At 69.0% G+C, this 16,685-nt stretch carries 12 protein-coding genes; 5 read left to right on the top strand and 7 right to left on the bottom strand.

Features of this window, described 5'->3' with window-relative positions:
- Positions 1 to 18: 18 nt before the first annotated feature.
- From ASD21_RS18175 to ASD21_RS18165, 3 genes are read right to left on the bottom strand one after another with little or no spacing between them, the layout of a single operon-like run.
- Positions 19 to 1,419 (bottom strand): MmgE/PrpD family protein, encoded by a 1,401-nt coding sequence (locus tag ASD21_RS18175; protein ID WP_056444590.1) that lies wholly within the window; start codon positions 1,417 to 1,419, stop codon positions 19 to 21.
- Positions 1,416 to 2,453: a hypothetical protein gene (locus tag ASD21_RS18170; protein ID WP_056444587.1), complete on the bottom strand. Its 1,038-nt coding sequence runs from the start codon at positions 2,451 to 2,453 to the stop codon at positions 1,416 to 1,418. The genes ASD21_RS18175 and ASD21_RS18170 overlap by 4 nt, the downstream gene beginning before the upstream one ends.
- The gene (locus tag ASD21_RS18165) at positions 2,450 to 3,577 is read right to left on the bottom strand and encodes a CapA family protein (protein WP_056444584.1); all 1,128 of its coding nucleotides are present in this window, start codon (positions 3,575 to 3,577) and stop codon (positions 2,450 to 2,452) included. The genes ASD21_RS18170 and ASD21_RS18165 overlap by 4 nt, the downstream gene beginning before the upstream one ends.
- A gap of 220 nt (positions 3,578 to 3,797) precedes the next feature.
- Here ASD21_RS18165 and ASD21_RS18160 point away from each other — a divergent pair, with 220 nt between their 5' ends.
- Together ASD21_RS18160 and ASD21_RS18155 are read left to right on the top strand one after the other, a co-directional pair.
- On the top strand, positions 3,798 to 4,268 hold the full coding sequence (locus ASD21_RS18160) for a MarR family winged helix-turn-helix transcriptional regulator (protein ID WP_056444581.1): 471 nt from the start codon (positions 3,798 to 3,800) through the stop codon (positions 4,266 to 4,268).
- Positions 4,269 to 4,393: 125 nt separating this feature from the next.
- Positions 4,394 to 5,788, top strand: coding sequence for a spinster family MFS transporter (locus ASD21_RS18155; RefSeq protein ID WP_056444578.1), 1,395 nt, complete (start codon positions 4,394 to 4,396; stop codon positions 5,786 to 5,788).
- Here ASD21_RS18155 and ASD21_RS18150 read toward each other — a convergent pair.
- The 4 genes from ASD21_RS18150 to ASD21_RS18135 form a co-directional block, all read right to left on the bottom strand.
- Positions 5,785 to 6,279 (bottom strand): MarR family winged helix-turn-helix transcriptional regulator, encoded by a 495-nt coding sequence (locus ASD21_RS18150; RefSeq protein ID WP_056446162.1) that lies wholly within the window; start codon positions 6,277 to 6,279, stop codon positions 5,785 to 5,787. The two genes, ASD21_RS18155 and ASD21_RS18150, sit on opposite strands and share 4 nt — an antisense overlap.
- 71 nt (positions 6,280 to 6,350) lie before the next feature.
- Positions 6,351 to 7,490, bottom strand: coding sequence for a CapA family protein (locus tag ASD21_RS18145; RefSeq protein ID WP_056444575.1), 1,140 nt, complete (start codon positions 7,488 to 7,490; stop codon positions 6,351 to 6,353).
- Entirely contained in the window at positions 7,487 to 9,235 is a 1,749-nt protein-coding gene (locus tag ASD21_RS18140) for a CocE/NonD family hydrolase (protein ID WP_056444572.1), read from the bottom strand. Before ASD21_RS18140 ends, ASD21_RS18145 begins: the two co-directional genes overlap by 4 nt.
- Positions 9,236 to 9,314: 79 nt before the next feature.
- Positions 9,315 to 12,017 (bottom strand): TonB-dependent receptor plug domain-containing protein, encoded by a 2,703-nt coding sequence (locus ASD21_RS18135; RefSeq protein WP_056444570.1) that lies wholly within the window; start codon positions 12,015 to 12,017, stop codon positions 9,315 to 9,317.
- 447 nt (positions 12,018 to 12,464) lie between these two features.
- Between ASD21_RS18135 and ASD21_RS18130 the strand changes: the two genes are divergently transcribed.
- From ASD21_RS18130 to ASD21_RS18120, 3 genes are all read left to right on the top strand, one after another.
- Positions 12,465 to 13,721: a CaiB/BaiF CoA transferase family protein gene (locus ASD21_RS18130; RefSeq protein WP_056446159.1), complete on the top strand. Its 1,257-nt coding sequence runs from the start codon at positions 12,465 to 12,467 to the stop codon at positions 13,719 to 13,721.
- A complete protein-coding gene (locus ASD21_RS23580) occupies positions 13,721 to 16,093 on the top strand; it encodes a 2-hydroxyacyl-CoA dehydratase family protein (protein ID WP_082554842.1) in 2,373 nt (790 codons plus the stop codon). The genes ASD21_RS18130 and ASD21_RS23580 overlap by 1 nt, the downstream gene beginning before the upstream one ends.
- A 207-nt stretch (positions 16,094 to 16,300) precedes the next feature.
- A complete protein-coding gene (locus ASD21_RS18120; protein ID WP_056444567.1) occupies positions 16,301 to 16,666 on the top strand; it encodes a DUF3237 family protein in 366 nt (121 codons plus the stop codon).
- The last annotated feature ends 19 nt before the right edge of the window (positions 16,667 to 16,685 follow it).

Here is a 16,685-nt window from a genome sequence, read left to right as displayed (position 1 = left end):
GCAAGAGCGTTGACCCCCTCAAGCCACGACCACGCCGGTCGATCGCGCCAGGATCGCGGCGGGCGCGGCCACCCGGTCCAAGGCGAGCAGCGTGGCGGCCAACAGGTCGATGTCGGCGTCCGACGGCGGGCAGCGCGCCCGGCGCGCGCAGTCGCGGAACTTGGCGGTGATCCCAGATTCATCGATCGGGTTCTCGGGCGCCCCCTTCGGATGGAGCACGCCGTGCGTTAGGGTCTCGCCCGAGGTCAGCACCAGGGTCAGGGCGCCCGAGGCGGCGTCGCGCATCGTGGCCTTCGGATCGACGACGAAGCGGCTGCGCGCGGCGAGGGCCAGAACGACCGGGTCGGCCAGCCGGTCGGGCGCGTAGCTGTCCAGCGTCACCGCGCCGTGCGCCAGGGCCAGGGCGGTGGTGAAGGGCAGGCTGAACTTCGCGTCAATCGCCGTGCGCGGCGTCTGCTTCTGCGCCGGCGGCTCGGCCAGCATCCGCTGCACGCCGCCGCCGGTCATGATGATCTGCGCGATCCGGTCCGGCTCCAGCCCATGAGCCTGGCGCAGCGACAGCGCCGCCTCGACGAAGGCGTGGGTTCCGCGGCAGCTGGGCCAGGGCTTGAAGCTCAGGCGCTCGCCGTGGAAGTAGGCTCCCAGGCCGGCGGTCAGCACATCCTCGTCGTACTGTCCCTTGGCGAACAGGGCGAACAACCCCGCCGGCCCCTCGAAGACGCCGTCGAAGCCCCTGACGCCACGCTGGGCCAGCAGGGCCGAGACCAGGCCCGCATGGGCCGGGAAGGCGTCGCGGACGCCGCGGAGCGTTGAGGTCGGATCGGTCTTGAACTGGGCCGTGGCGGTGGCCTGGTTCAGGGTCAGGGCGAGCGCGGCTTGGGTCTGTTCGGTGCTCAGGCGCAGCAGCCGGGCGGCGGTCGCGGCCGCGCCGAACGCGCCCAGGATCGGCGGCGGGTACCAGCCCGCTTCGTCGGGATTGACCTTCAGCGCCAGGCCCAGGCGGCAGACCAGGTCGCAGCCGACCGCCAGGGCGGTCAGGAGGTCCTGGCCCGAAGCATCGAGCTGTTCGGCGAGCGCCAGCGCCACCGGAACGCAAGCGGCGTTGGGATGGATCGGCGCGCCGTCATAGGCGTCCTCGAAGTCCAGGGCATGGGCGCCCGCGCCGTTGGCCAGGGCCGCGCCGAGGCGCGAGGTCCGGAAACCAAAGCCGATCACGCTGGCCTCTGGGCGGCCGCCGGTGTCGCGCGCCACCTCGGCGAACGCCGGGACGCCTTCACCCAGACCGCTGGCGGCCAGGGTGACGCCCAGGGCGTCCAGCAGCGACAGGCGGGTCATCTCGACCGCGCGGGCCGAGAGTTGCTGGAAGCGCGCGCCGGCGACATGGGCCGCCAGGCGCGCGGTGAGCCCCTGGGCGGTCACGAGGGATCTTCGACCGCGGCCAGCACGGCCTGGCGGCGCGCGCCCCAGGACGGAGCCACCGACAGCAGGACGACGGCGGCGATCATCAGGAGGGCGCCCACCAGCTCCGTTCCCGTCGGCATGGGAAGGCCCCAGACCAGGGCCAGGATGAAGGACGCGGCGATGCCGGCCAGGATGCTGGCCGAGCGTTCCAGAGGTACGCAGAAGGTGTTCTCGCGCGGATCCAGCAGGATGACGGCGGAGAAGATCGAGACCACGAACAGCAGCACGGCCAGCACCAGGATCGGCGCGATCTGCGGCGTGCCCCACACCTCGATGAAGCCCCAGGCCAGTTGCGAGCCTTGCGCCCCCACGCCCAGCAGCGGCGTCAGGGCCAGCAGCAACACCGACAGGGGAACGGCGACGATCTTTTCCTCGACGAAGTATCGCCGCACGCTGTCGGGATCGCCGGACTTCGACACGTGGGTCATCACGGCCAGGCGGCCGAAATAGCCGATCGTGTAGAGGATGATGGTGGCGATCGCGAGCGGCGGGAGATGCAGGCCGCCGCGCTGGCGGATGGTCAGGAACAGGCCGACGGCCACCAGCGCCAGCGCGACCCAGCTGTACCAGCCCACCTTGCGTCGGAAGGCCAGATCGACCAGCGGCGCCAACAACAGCACGTCGCCGCGCATCAGCAGTTGAATGAATGGGATGCTGACGCCCTCGAAGGTCAGGGACATCGGCACGGTGAACAGCACCAGCGCCGTGCAGATGCCGGACAGGAAGGTCCAGCGCGTTGGGAAGGGCAGGGAGGCGCCCCCGAACCGAAGCCGGTGGGCCGCGCGCCACCAGCCCGACAGGCCGATGAACAGGAAGGTCAACAGGCCGCTGACGATCAGGGAGGCGGGCAGGATCTCCAGACCGCTCAGCGGGCGTCCCAGCACCGGGGCGGGCGTGCTGGCCAGCTGCTTGGTGATGACCATGTATGGGATGTAGGCCAGCACGTAGAGGGCGACGACCACCCCAAGCGGCACGCGGTTCAGCCACTTCATGCCGACGTCTCCGAAAGCTCGAGCAGGACGGCGTCGCCCCGGGCGTGGAAGCGGGCGTTGAGGCCGGCGGCTTGCGTCGCCCAGCGCAGGTAGTCGACCACCTGCCCGAACCGCGCGTCGTCGGCCTTGAGAATTTCGGGCTGGGCGTCGCGGTTGATGAAGGCGGGCAGGAAGCCGATATCGGTCAGGCCCCCGGTCGTCGCCCGCGCCGTGACCACCAGGGTCATCCGCGAGTCCGGCGGGAAGTTGTAGAGGCTGTCGAAGTCGGGAACCCAGCCGGGGCTGAGCGACTGAATCTCGCGAAAGCCCTTGCCCTGGGCGTGCTCGGGCGTCATCCGCAGGTCGATGGCGAAATTGCCCATCGAGTAGAAGATCGGCTTGCCGCGATAGACCTCGACCCCTTTGAGGATATGGGCGTGGTGGCCGAGGATCAGGTCGACCCCGGCGTCGATGGCCGCGTGGGCGACTTCGGCTTGATAGTCGGCCAGCACCGCGGGGACGAAGTGGATGCCCCAGTGGATCGACATCACCACGACGTCGGCGACCGCGCGCGCGGCCTTGACGTCGGCGACCATGGCCGCGAGATCGGCGCGGTTGGCGTGGGTGTGGACCCGGCAGGGCGTGCCCGGCTGGTCCGGCTCGATCTGCTCGTAGATCGTCCAGGCCCGCATGGGGGCGCAGCCGGGCCGATCCGCTTCCGCCCAGTAGTTGGCCGGCAGGATGGAGCAATAGGCCAGGAAGGCGACGCGGACGCCGTTCGCCGTCTGGATCACCGGGGCGCGCGCCTGGGTGATGTCGGCGCCGACCCCGACCACCGCCAGACCCGTGGCCTGGAGACTGTCGATGGTGTCGAAGAAGCCGTCGCGGCCCCAGTCCATGCAGTGGTTGCCGCTGAACGACACCACGGTGAAGCCGGCGTCCTTCAGGGCGGACGCCGTGGCGGTCGTGGCGCGGTGGGTGTGGCGCACTTGGGGCAGGCGGGCGCCGCGATCGGTCAAGTTCACCTCCAACTGGCAGAAGGCGATGTCGGCCTTGCGGATCTCGTCGCGAACCAGGGCGAAGCACTCGCGCGGGTCGTCTCGATCGGGGCCGATATCGGCCACCGCGTAGAGGCGAGCGCTCATCGCATCGGTTCTCGCCGGGTGGGGCGGGGCTTGGCCGTCACGGTTCCCTCCAGGCGGCGTTGATCGCCAGCGCAAGTTTGGAACCATACTGTTTACATCACAAACTGTTGTCAATCACGACGCGGAGTCGATTTCATGCCGGCAAGCTCTATGCTAGGCGATGAAGATCGTCAGGGTTCCAACCTTTGGAATCCCGCCAGCCCACACGGACCTGCCGCCCATGAAAGCTTCCGCAGAACTGCCGACCGCGGACGACGCCGCGGAGCCAGGCCTGGACTTCGACACGCTGGACCAGGTGTTGGGCTTTCATGTCCGCCAAGCCCAGGGGACCATGCACCGGAACATCATCGCGGTTCTGGCCAAGGCCGACCTGACCCAGAAGCAGTCGGCGACCCTGTGGCTGATCGGATCCAACCCGGGCGCTTCGCAGATCGCCATCGGCGGCGCCCTGCGCATGGACCGCGCCACCACCATGGCGGTGATCGACAAGCTGGAAGCGCGCAACCTGGTGGTCCGCCAACGTTCGGCGGTCGATCGTCGTCGCCACGAACTCTATCTCACGCCGGCGGGACAGAAGCTGCTGGTCGAGGTCAAGGCCATGGTGAAGGCGCACGAGCAGGCCTTCGCCGACCGTTTCACCGCCGCCGAGCTGGAAACCCTGATCGACCTGCTCAAGCGCCTGTATGTCTAGCGGGCGCCGGGCGGTCGAATTTATTCGGCTCCAAATGGTTTGCTAAATAAACGATCCGGTATACAAACAAATATAGACGCCTTCCCAGGGCGCGAAGGATCGGCTGCACGCCCGGAGGAAACGGAATGTCTGAGGCCCGGATCGAGGCTGATGCGCAGCCGCGCGCGCAGTCTCCCGCGACGCGCTGGCGTCCCTACCAGATCTACATCCTCGCCCTGCTGCTGCTGGTCACCGTCTGCAACTATCTCGACCGCATCATCCTGGGGGTGTTGCAGGAACCGATCAAGCGCGAGCTGAGCCTCAGCGACGCGCAGCTGGGCCTGCTGAGCGGGCCGGCCTTCGCGATCTTCTATTCCGTCGCGGGCATTCCGATCGCGCGTCTCGCCGAACGGATCAACCGCGCCAGCCTGCTGGCGTTCGTCGTGGCCTTCTGGTCGGCCATGACGGCCTTCTGCGGCCTGAGCCAAGGCTATGCGCAACTGCTGCTGTCGCGCGTGGGCGTCGGCATGGGCGAGGGCGGCTGCATCCCGATCAGCCACTCGCTGCTGGCCGACAACTTCAGCATGCGCCAGCGCGGCGTGGTGATGTCGGTGGTCAGCACAGCCCCCTCCCTGGCCACCATCCTGGCCCCGGTCATCGGCGGCCTGGTGGCCCAGCAGTACGGTTGGCGCGTGGCGTTCCTGGCCGTGGGCCTGCCTGGCCTGCTGCTGGCCGTGCTGGTCTGGCTGACCCTCAAGGAACCCCGCACCCAGGGACAGGCGGCGGTTAGGACCGAGCGCCAGAAGGGTTCGTTCTTCAGCGATTTCAAGTGGCTGGCGGGAAACCGCGCCTTCGTCTGGGTCTTTGTCGGCGGGGCCTTCATCGGCCTGGCCTACAACGCAACGACGGTGTTCACGGTCTCGTTCATGATCCGCAGCCACGGCCTCACCCTGGCCCAGGCGGGGGGCGTGCTGGGGCTCAGCGGCATGGTGGGCCTGATCGGCGCCTTCCTCGGCGGTTTCGCCGCCGACCGCTTCGCCGACGATCGCGGACGCTCCTATGTCCTGGTCCCGGCGGTTGGCGCGGTGCTGACCTGCGTCTTCTACGTCCTGGCCTTCACCCAACCGAACTGGGCGATCGGCATGCCGTTCCTGCTGGCCTCGTCGGTGGCCTACAACCTCAAGAACGGCCCGATGTACGCGGCCGTGCAGAACATCGTGCCCGGCACCATGCGCGCCACGGGGGCGGCGGTGTTCATGTTCGGCGCCACGGTCGTGGGCGCCATGGTGGGGCCGGTGCTGGCCGGCGGGATCAGCGACATGATCTCGAGCCAGCGGTTCCCGGCGACCCTGGGTCGGTTCGCGGCGACGTGTCCGGGCGGTCACGCGGCCAAGGGCGCGGCCGCCGACATCGGAGCCGCCTGCGCGACGGCGTCGGCCGCGGGCCTGCAGACGGCCCTGGTGACGGTGTCGTTCGGCTTCGTGCTGGCCGCGGTGTTCCTGGTCCTGGCCAGCCGCGCCCTCAAGGCCCGCTCGGACTAGTCCCGGTTCGGAGGCATCGAGGCGACCGCGCGGTAGAGCTTGTCGAGCAGGGCGCCCAGCGTCTTCTGCTCCTCGGCCGACAGGGTCGCGTGCGCCTCGGCCTCGTTGCTGCGGGCCAGCGCCGCCATCCGATCCAGCGCCTTCTGACCTTCGGGCGTGACGAACAGATGATGGCGGCGCCGGTCGGCGGTCGAGCGCTGACGGCGGGTCCAGCCCCGGGCTTCCATGTTGTCGAGGATCGCGACGATGCTCGCCTTGTCGAAGCCGACTTCGCGCGACAGGGTCTTTTGCGAAAGACCCGGATTGGCGGCGATCAAGGCCAGGGTCGAGAACACGCCGGGGCGCAGGTCGTCATCGCCGAGCAGGACGCTGAACGATCGCGACAGGTGGTTCTGGATGCGCCGGATGCGGAACCCGATAATATCGTTGAGGATGCCCAGATCGATCTCCCCCTTGGGCTCGTCCAGGGGATCGGGAACTTCTGGGGCCATGGTCGAGGTCATGATCTTGCGTGCGGTTCGGCGAGAGGAGGTGACCTCCTTGTCCGCTGGAGCCGCCCGGGTCAATGGCTGTCGGCGGCGGCGAACACCACGCGCTCCCCGTCCCAAGCGAATTCGGTCTTCAGGCCCGCCTGGCGGCTGATGTCGGCGACATAGTCGGCGACCGCCTGGCCACGCTCGTCCGGACCCAGCGGCTGGGGCTGGCCCGTGGGCGCCGTCCAGATCGGTCGGAAGCCGGGGCTCAACACGCCGTTCGTATCGAGATGGCAGGCCGCGACCATGCCGTTCTTGGCCTGCGGGTGGAACGGATAGAGCGGATAGTCGGGGTCGGGCTCGAAGCCGAACAGCACCTTGCGCTTTTCCGCCCAGGCCCGCCGTTCCGGGCTTTCGTTGCCCTCGGCCGTCAGGGCGCGCGTCACGGTCACGAAATTGCCCAGCCCGTGAAAGATCGGCTTGCCGCGCCAGACCTCGACGCCGCGCAGGATGTGCGAATGGTGGCCGATCACGATGTCGGCCCCCGCTTCGATCGCCGCCCGCGACACAGCCTTCTCGTACATGGCGATGTGGGCGGGTGTGTGGACCACGCCCTTGTGGAAGGCCACGACCAGCAGATCGACCTGGGCGCGGATCGCCGCGACGTCGGCCTGCATGGCCTCGACCGTGTCGGGGTCGGCGAAGGTGTAGACCTTGGGCGGCCCGCCGGGGTTGGCGTTCTCCAGTTCGTAGTGGGTGATGATCTTCAGATAGGCGCAGCCGGCCCGCTCGGGTCCGGCCCAGCCTTCCTTGGGGCCGACGCAGTTGTAGCTCAGCAGGCCCACGCGGACGCCGCGCCGGGTCATGAGGCCGGGACGGCGGGCCCGAGCCAGGTCGAGGCCCGCGCCCGCCGTGGCCACCCCCTGGTCGGCCAGGTTGGCGATCGTGTCCTCGATGCCCTCGGCGCCGCGATCGTGGACGTGGTTGCCCGCCAGGCTGACCATGTGGAAGCCGGCCCGGCCGACCGCGCGCAGGTTCTCCGGATCGCTGGCGGGGGCGGGGATGTCGCCGACCGATTCCTCCCCGCGCGTGGTGTGCGGCACCTCGACATGGCCGATCAGCAGGTCGGCCTCGGCCAGCATCGCCCGGACCGGGTCGAAGAAGAAATCGGCCTCGGGCTCGTCCAGCACCAGGTCGCCGGTCATGTAGAGCTTGAAAGGCGCGCTCATCGGGCGGCTCCGAACGGCAGGACGACGCTGGACGGGGTGTCGCCACCGGTATGCAGGGTGAGGGCGGCGGCGGGCGAGACCTCGGTGCGGGCCCGCTCCCGCGGATCGGCGCCCGAGACCGCGACGCGGATCCTGTGACCGGCCTTGAAGACATAGGACACCGCCAGCATGTCGAACGAGACCTTCACCGGTTCATCCGTCTTCAGCGGCTGATGGTCCTCGATGCGACTGCGCCGCCAGGGGATTCCGATGGTCTCCCAGGTCGCCGGAACGACCTTCCGCAGCGAGGCGCGTTGGCGGCCCTCGCTGACGACCGTCACCGTCCCGTCCGGCGCGACGTCCTCCAGATAGGCGAAGATCGGCTGCTCAGGCGCCGTCGACGAGATCCACAGATCCACCAGCGGCGTGCCGGTCATCTCCGTATCGGCGGCCAGGCGCGATCCGCTGTAGACGAACCTGGCCTTGGCCGGATGGCAGGGCTGGGCGAACGGGCCCCAGTTGGGCTTCACCGCATCGGGCGGGCAGACGGGGGCGTAGTCCACCGTCACGCTGCTGGCCCGACTCTTGGCCGGAGCCTTGGGCGCGAGGGCCTCGGCGCTCAGGAAGAGCCTGTTGGCGGCGTCGGGGCGCGGCCACGCTCGGGCCGAGCGCCATTCCTGCCCCCGCGGCGCGCCGACGGTGAAGTAGTGGATCGGCGCGTCGGTCTCGACGCCGGTGGTCTTACCCTTCAGATAATGGTCGAAGAACCGCAGTTGCTCGGCGCGCAGATCGAAGCCGTCGTTGAGGCAGTGGCGCCATGGGCCGATCACGATCCGCGCCTGGTCCGGCAGGTTGGCCTGGGCGATCAGGACTTCGGTGCGGAAATCGTCGTACCAGCCGCCCTGGATGTAGAGCGGGACCTTCGAGGCCTTCGCCTGGTCCAGGTAGGCCCCGATGCTGACCTCGCCCCAGAACTTGGCCATGACCAGGGGCGACCAGCTGTCGCGATAGGGCATGGACTTCATCAGTTCGAGCAGGTTGGTCGACTTCTGGTGTTCCTCGGCGGCCTGGCGCAGCTGGACGCGATCCTCGTCGCCTTGCACGGGCGTGGCCTTCAGGTCGTCCTCGAGCGTGCGGACCGGGCCGGTGCCGTATTGGGAGATGATGCCGCCGCGCGTGTGGCCGTCATAACGGTCCCAGGCGAAACAGCCGGCGAAGGCGGCCTTCAGGTGCGGCGGCCGGGCGATCAGGGCGTGCATCACCGCCTCGCCTGTGTTGGAGCAGCCGTACATGCCGATCTGGCCGTTCGACCAAGGCTGAGCCGCCAGCCATTCGGTGATCTCGTAGGCGTCGAAGCCCTCGGTGAAGTCCTCGTAGCCGCGACGGGTCCCGAACGAGGCGCCGTTGCCGCGTCGCGCCACGACGGCCACGACGTAACCGGCGCGGGTCAAGTCCGACAGGGTGTGGCGGTCGGGGGCGGCGGTCGCGTCGGCGACGCGGACGCCGGCCTTCTCGATGTCCAGGGTATGGTGCCAGATCACCGGCAGCGGCGTGTCGACCGGCTTGCCGTCCACCGCGGGCCGGTGCAGCGACACGGCGATCTTCGTGCCGTCGCGCAGGGGCAGGTAGAACGAGGTGACCACCTGCTGGGCGTAGTCGTCCCTGGGCTTGTAGGCGCCGAAGGCGGCGGGGGCTTGGGCCAGGACGGGGCCGGCAAGCGCCGAGGCGGAAAGCAGGGCGGCGAGGGCGACGACGGCGGATTTCATGCGCGGCTCACTCGAAAAGAAGCGGCGGACCAGGGCTGGCCCCGATCCGCCGTAGTTACCGGGGAAGAAACGGGGCGGCCTACCAGGCCTTGGTGATTTCCAGGGATACGAACCGGCCCATCGCCGAGGCGTTCTGGCTGTCCCACGAGGACGTGCCATTGAGGACGATCGGCGGATCCTTGTCGAACAGGTTGATGACGTTGGCCGAGACGCGGACGCCCTTGCCCCAGCCGGCCTCGTCGCCGAACGCGTAGGACGTCGTGACGTCGTAGGTCGTCTGGCTCTTGGCCTTCACGTTCGGGGTGACGGCCGTGTTGAGATAGCTGTCGGTGTAGTTGGCGAAGAGGTTCGCCGACCAGCCGTTCTGACGCCAGCTCAGCGTGCCGCGCACCCCCAGGTCGACCGGGTTGCCGAAGGTGTCGAGCACGTCGATCCAGGGCGAGGCCGCGGCGGTCTTGCGCTCGAGCTTCAGGATCTTGGCCACCTCGGTCCCGACCGCCCAATCGCCGATCGGCGTGCTGAAATCGTAGCGGATCGAGACGTCCAGGCCGCGTTGATCCAACTGGCCGAGGTTCTGCCGGCGGCCGTCGAGCAGGACGTCGATATTGCTCACCGGCTCGACCGGGTTCTGCAGGTCCGGACTGGCCAGGGCCTGGGCGACCAGGGCGTTGAAGGCCGCCGTGGCCGTCGCGTCCGACACAGCGGGGCGGCGGACGATGTAGGCGGCGTAGACCGAGCCGCTGGTCAGGGCGGTGGTCGGCGCCACGTCGATGCGATTGTCGTAGAGGATCTTGTACCAGGTCGCCGACACGCTCAGTCCTTCAAGCGCCTTGGGTTTCCAGTCCAGGCCCGCGGACCAGGTCTTGGCCGTCTCCGGGCCGAGCTGACCGTTGCCGCCGTTGGTGAAGATGCCGCGCCGCACGCCGCTCGGCGAGGTCGGGTCCGTCAGGTTCTGGATGAAGATGTTCTTGATCTGGTCGGCGCTGTCGACCAGCGACGGCGCGCGGAACGAGGTGCCGTAGGTGGCGCGCAGGCTGAGGTCCGGAACCGGCGCGTAGATCAACCCCACCTTTGGATTGGTGGTCTCGCCGAAGTCGGAATAGTCCTCGCGGCGACCCGCGAGCGACAGCTCCAGCCGGTTCACCCCGGGGATGGCGTTCGCCGGGCTCACCAGGGGCACGAACAGCTCGCCGAAGATCGTGTGGATGTTGCGGCTGTTGTTGACGATCTTGTAGGTCGCCGCGCCGCTGGCCAGGACGTTGTTGGCTTCCAGGGTCTGCTTGAAGCCGTTGTCGTGGTACTCGGCGCCGATCGCCACGCGGACCGAGCCGGCGGGCAGTTCGAACAGCGGACCGTCGGCCTTGATCGAAAAGTCCTTGGCGATGTTCGTGCCCCAGGTGGCGCGGTTGGCGTCGATGATGTCCAACAGGGCGGCGTTGTTGGCCCGGTTGAACGTGCCGTCGCCGAACGGATTGAAGGCGGTCGCCGGGTTGCTGCTGGCCAAGGCCGCGGTCAGGGCGCCGTTGTTGAGCACGTTCTTCCGATCCTGGAAGCCGCGGCTGACGCTGTGGTCGACATAGGCGGCGATGCGCCACTGCTTGGGCAGATCGAAGTTGAAGCCGATCGCGTTCTGTTGGGCGTTCTCGAAGCCGGTCGAGTTTGGGTCGAGGTCGTCGTTCAGGCGGTACTCGACGGTCTCCGACGTCTGGCCGGCGGGCGAGACATACCAGGGATTGGTGTTGCGGACGGCCAGGCTGAACAGGGCCGGGGGCGCGGCGAGGTCGTATTTGCGCCGGGTGTAGAAGCCTTCGTACCAGAGCTCCAGGTTCTCATCGACGTGCTGGTGGATGTTGAACAGCACGGTGTCGCGGTTCTGCTTGGGCAGCAGGTCCGCGGCCGCGGCCTCGTCGTAGCGGTTGGCCGTGTTGGCGACCAACGCGCTCGAGGGGACGCCGACGCCGTTGCCGGGGGGCAGGGCGTAGCGGACGCCGCCGATCACGATGTTGCCGGGCGCGGCGGTGAACGGTCGCGCGTCGCTGCCGCCGCGGGCGGTGCGGTTCTGGCTGGCGAAGTCGCGGTCGGCCCCCGAAAGGTGGCCGCGCTCGTTGTGTTCGTATGAGAAGAAGAAGCCGCCCTTGTCCCAGGTCTTGCCGAAGGTCTGGCTGAACTGCTTCTGGGAGACGTCGTCGGCGAAGCCGTAGCGGAGGGTGGTCTCGGCGCCGTCGAAATCCTTGCGGGTGATCAGGTTGACGACGCCGGCCACGGCGTCCGAGCCGTAGATCGCCGAGGCGCCGTCGGTCACCACCTCGATGCGGGCGATCGACGAAGTGGGGATCTGGTCGAGGTCGCTCAGGGCCTTGATCACGCCGTTGGGGGCCAGGCGGCGACCGTTCAGCAGCAGCAGGGTGGCTTCCGGACCGATGCCCCGGAGGTTGGCGGCGCGCACGGCCGTGGAATTCGCGGCGGCGTCCTGGGCTCCGCCGCTGAAGCTGTTGCGGCTTTCGTCCGCGCCGAGGTTCACCACCTGCGGCAGCAGGCGAACGGCGTCGCTGGCGGTGCTGGCGCCGCTGGCCTTCAGTTCCTCGATGCCGATGCCGATGGTCGGCGAGCCGGCGCTGGCGACGCCGCGAATGCTGGTGCCGGTCACGACGATCTCGGACACCGCCGTATCGGGTTCGGCCGCGGGCGCGGTCTGGGCCTGAACCGCCGTGCCTGTGGACCAGACGGCGGCGATGATGGCCAGATGCGAGACGCAAGCTTGGCGTGAAATGGTGGTCTTCATGGCGGCCCTCCCGTGAGCCGTCCGGCTGGGCGCCGTCGGCCGTTCTTATCTCGGTTCATGTCCGGTTCTTCGATTTAGATCGTCGATAAAACCGTTCGAATAAAAACAGTATGTTTTACGAACGAAATGGTTGCAAGGGGGTAAGGCGAAGTTTGAGACCGGTGTTATCGGAGAGGCGCCGTCCGCGCGGAGGCCTGGTTCGGCGGCGCCGCTCACACGGCGTCGAGACGGCGGCCTTGGCCCGTGGAGGCGGTCGCCGGCGCCGCCCGGTCCCCGCGGGAAGGGAGCCAGTTGTTAGTCACCATATAGTTTATTTTGCAAACTATTCATTGACACGGGCCGCCCCGGCTCGCTGAATGTCGCGGTTGGGGAACGCGCGTCGCCGTGGTCGATGCCGCGAAAAACCTTTCAGCGCCAATATCTTATTCCCTGTAGTAGGTGATTTTCGTGACCGACGCCGCCGCCGATGCCCGCGCCCGCCCCTTGGAGGGTCTGACCGTCATCGATCTGACGCGCGCGCTGGCTGGGCCCTATGCGACCCTTCTTCTGGCCGGCCTGGGCGCGACGGTGATCAAGGTCGAGGATCCGCGCGGCGGCGACCTGGCGCGCGACAATAGTCCCTATGTGGGGCGCGACGGGGTCAGCGTCGAAAAGCGCCACGCCGACGACCTGTCGATCTCCCACCTGACCCGGGCGCGCGGCAAGCACGGGGTCAGCCTGAACCTCAAGCACCCCCAGGCCCGCGATGTCTTCGCGGATCTGGTTCGCAACGCGGACATCGTCGTCGAGAACTTCACCAGCGGCACGGCCGACCGCCTGGGCGTCGGCTATGCGGCCGCCAAGGCCGCCAATCCGGCGATCATCTATTGTTCGTTGAGCGGCTTCGGCGCGGGCGTGGCCGAAGGCAGCAAGGCCATGGACGTGCTGATCCAGGCCCTCAGCGGTGCGATGTACACCAGCGGCGGCGCCGGCGATCCACCCGTCCGCATCGGCATCCCGATGGCCGACATGTTGGCGCCCATGTTCGGCGTGATCGGCATTCTCGCCGCCCTGAACCACCGACAGCGGACCGGCGAGGGACAGCAGGTCGACGTCTCGATGCTGGGCGCCCTGACGTCGTTCGTGGCCATCGAAAACTGGCAAGCCATGGCCCTGGCCGGCATGGAGGCCCGGACCGGTCTCACGGTCCAGCGCCTGTCTCCGTTCGGCGTGTTCCGCTGCCTGGACGGCTATGTCTCGATCGTCGCGGTGCACGAGGGCCTCGCGCGCGGTCTGTTCAGGGCCATGGGCGACGAGGCCTTAGGCGAAGATCCGCGCTACGCCACCCGAGACCGCCGAGTCGCCAACGCCGTTAATCTGGAAGCCCTGATCGAAGCCTGGTCCAGCCGGCTGCCGACCGCCGAGGTCGTCCGCCGGCTGGAGGAGCAGGGCGTTCCGGCGGCGCCCGTGCGCCATCCCGCCGAAGGCCTGAAGGATCCGCGCGTGGTCGCCCGAGGTGAAACGACGCCGATCGTCCACCCGGCCTATCCGGATAAGGACGGTCTGATGACCGCCGGCGTGCCGATCCAGTTCTCGCAGGGGCGCACGGGGTTCGACGCGGTGCTGCCCGTGGCGATCGGCGAGCACAACCTGTCGATCTATCGCGACCTCCTGGGCTATTCGGACGAAAAGGTCCGCGGCCTGACCGAAGCGGGCGCGATCTGATGTCCGGGGACCGCGGTCGGACGCTGGTCCAGATCGGCGTCGACGTCCCGCGCGAGCTGATCGCCGCGGCGGGCTTCACGCCGTATCGCCTGGCCGCGGATCGCGCCGGCGCGCCGGCGGAGGCGTTCGAGGGCCAGCCGCCCCGGTCGCGTTCGCTGCTGGCCCAGATGCTGGGAAGGGATCCGGCGTTCGCCGGCGCCGCCATCGCCCATGACCGTGTCGAGGACGTCCAGCTGTTCTCGGTGCTGCGCGAGCTCTCGCGGACCGGGCGTGGCGGCGGGCTTTCGACGGCCCATGTCGACGTCCTGACCGGCGCCGATGAGTCCATTCGGCGCTACAATCGTGCGCGGCTGGCGGGGTTCAAGGCCTGGCTCGAAGGCCTGGCCGGGAGGCCGATCACCCCGGCCGATCTGGCCGAGGAGGTCGCCAAGGCCAACGCGCGGCGGCGGCGCCTCAAGCAGGTCCTAGACCTGCGGGCCGCGCCGACGCCGCTGATGAGCGGCGTCCAAGCCCTGGATCTCATTCGCGCCGTGGGCCAGGTCTCCGCGACCGAGAGCGGCGGCCTGATCTTGGCGGCCCAGGCCAGCGCCGGGCCGCGGACGGGCCGACGGGTGCTGGTCACCGGCGCGCCGCACGAGACCTCTGTCATCTATGCGATGATCGAGGCCGCCGGCTGCGTGATTGTCGGCGAGGACCACGACTGGGGCGACCCCTGGGCGGACATGATGCTGGACGAGAGCCTGGACCCTTTTGAGGCCCTGCTTCGGCGTTGGGAAACGCCGCTGCCCGGCGCCGTGGGCGGATCCAGTGTCGCTCGCGCCCAGGCCCTGACCGCCCGGGCCAAGGCGATGGATGTCGAGGCGGTGGTTCATGTTCGCCTGCCGGGAGACGAGTCTTCGCCCTGGGATGTCGCGCGGACCCGTGAGGCCCTGGCGGCGGTCGAAAAGCCGCTGCTCTGCTTGAAGCTCGATCTCGAGCCCGACCCGGTGAGGCTCGCCGAGGCGCTGGACGCATTCTTCGCCGATCCGTTCGCGCCCCGACAGGCTCCGCCCGCCCGGTCGCGACCGGAGGCCAAGGCGCCTGAGAAGTCCGCGCGACCGGCCTCGGCCGACGGCGCGGGTCGCCGCAGCCGCAAGGCGCTGGTCTCGACCGCCGACTTCGGGGTCTGGCAGCGCGACTGGTTCGCCGATGTCCGGCGTCGCGCCGCGGAGGGACCCTTCGCGGTCGTCAACGCCGACGCGCCCCAGGAAATCCTCCGGGCCATGGACATCCCCTATGTGGTGAACCAGTGGTGGGCCTCGATCGTCGCCGCAAAACAGCGCGGAGGGGACTACGCGGCGCTGCTGAAAGGGGCGGACTACCCCGCGGACGTCGAGAGCTACAGCGCCCAGGGACTGGCCGCGGCCCTGGACGCCCACCACGACGACGCGCCCTGGGGCGGGCTGCCCAAGCCGGATATCCTGGCCCTGACGAAGGGCTCCGACGCCGGGGCCAAGCTGTTCGAGGCTTGGGCGCATGAAACCGGCGCCGAGCTCTTCGTCTATGAGCGGTCGGTCGACAGCCGCTGGGACTTGCCTGTCGCCTGGTGGTCCGACCTGCCCGAGCGCTGGGACGAGACGCTGGAAGCCGAACGGCTGGACCTGCTTACCGCCCAGCTGGAGGCCAGCATCCCGCGTCTGGAGGCCGTCACCGGCCGCAAGTTCGATCCGGCGCGCTTCGTCGAGGTGATGACCCTCGTCAATGAACAGGAAGACTATTATCGCCGCGCGCGCGACCTGATCGCCGCCACCCGGCCCGCGCCGGCCGGGATCGTCGACACCATGCCCGCGACCATGGTGCCGCAATGGCATCGCGGCACGATCTGGGGGCGCGACGCGGCCAAGCGGCTCTACGAGGAGATCGCCGCGCGCGCCCGGGCGGGCGAGGGGGCCTGTCCGGACGAGCGGGTGCGGCTGATGTGGGTCGGGCGCGGCCTGTGGAGCGACATGGGCTTCTACCAGCGCTGGGAGGACAGCCACGGCGCGGTCTTCGTCTGGTCGATGTATCTGGGCTTGGCCGCCGACGGCTATATCCGCGCCTTCGAGGGCGACCGAGACTCCCTGCGCGCCCTGGCCGCGCGCTTCGTGACCATGGGCGACGAGCTGCGGATGCCCACCTGGGCCGGCGCATGGCACGTCAAGGAAGCCCAGCTTCACGGCGTGCACGGGGCGGTCGCCATCGACGACGCCGACCCCTTCGTGCTTGAGGCCCTGGAGCGAGCGGGCGTTCCGGTGCTGCGCCTGCCGATGAGCAACATGAGCGCCGACGGCGACACGCTGGAGGCCGCCGTCACGGCTTTCATCGAAGGGCCCGTGGCGGCGCGGGTCCGATAGTCCGGCGAGCGACGACAAATGTTTGTTTTCTAGACTGTTTGCCGCGCCCACGACTATTTGATCTGATCGCGCCATCCAGACGGCGAGGATCGGAGCGACCATGGGCGATTCCAGCAGACTCACCCGACGTCAGATGAGCGTGGCGTTGACGGCGACGTCGGGCGGCTGGGCCGTGTCCGGCGCGGTGCGCGCGGCGTCTCCAGCCGCGTGATCCCGATCACGGGCGGCCGCGTGAACGGCCCGGGCCTCGGCGGGGTCATCCTGCCCGGCGGGGCGGACTTGCAGACGATCCGGCCAGACGGCGTGACCCTCCTGCAGGCCCGCTACACGATCCGCTTCGCCGACGGCCAGACGGCGGGCGTCATCAACACGGGCGTGCGCGGGGCCTCGTCCGACGTCGTGCGGCGCCTGACCGCCGGCGAAGTGGTCGATCCGGCGCTCTGCTATTTCCGCGCCACGCCGGTGTTCGAGGTCGGGCCAGGGCCGCACGGCTGGCTGACTGAAAGCGTCTTCCTCAGCCTGGGCGAACGCCTGCCCGATCGGGTGCGGCTCAAGGTCTTCCGCGTCGATTGAGTTGGACGAGCCAGACTGA

Origin of the sequence: Caulobacter sp. Root1455 (assembly GCF_001426905.1) — a bacterium.
In the GTDB taxonomy this organism is placed as follows: domain Bacteria; phylum Pseudomonadota; class Alphaproteobacteria; order Caulobacterales; family Caulobacteraceae; genus Caulobacter.
This window is presented reverse-complemented; position numbering and strand designations above follow the sequence as displayed.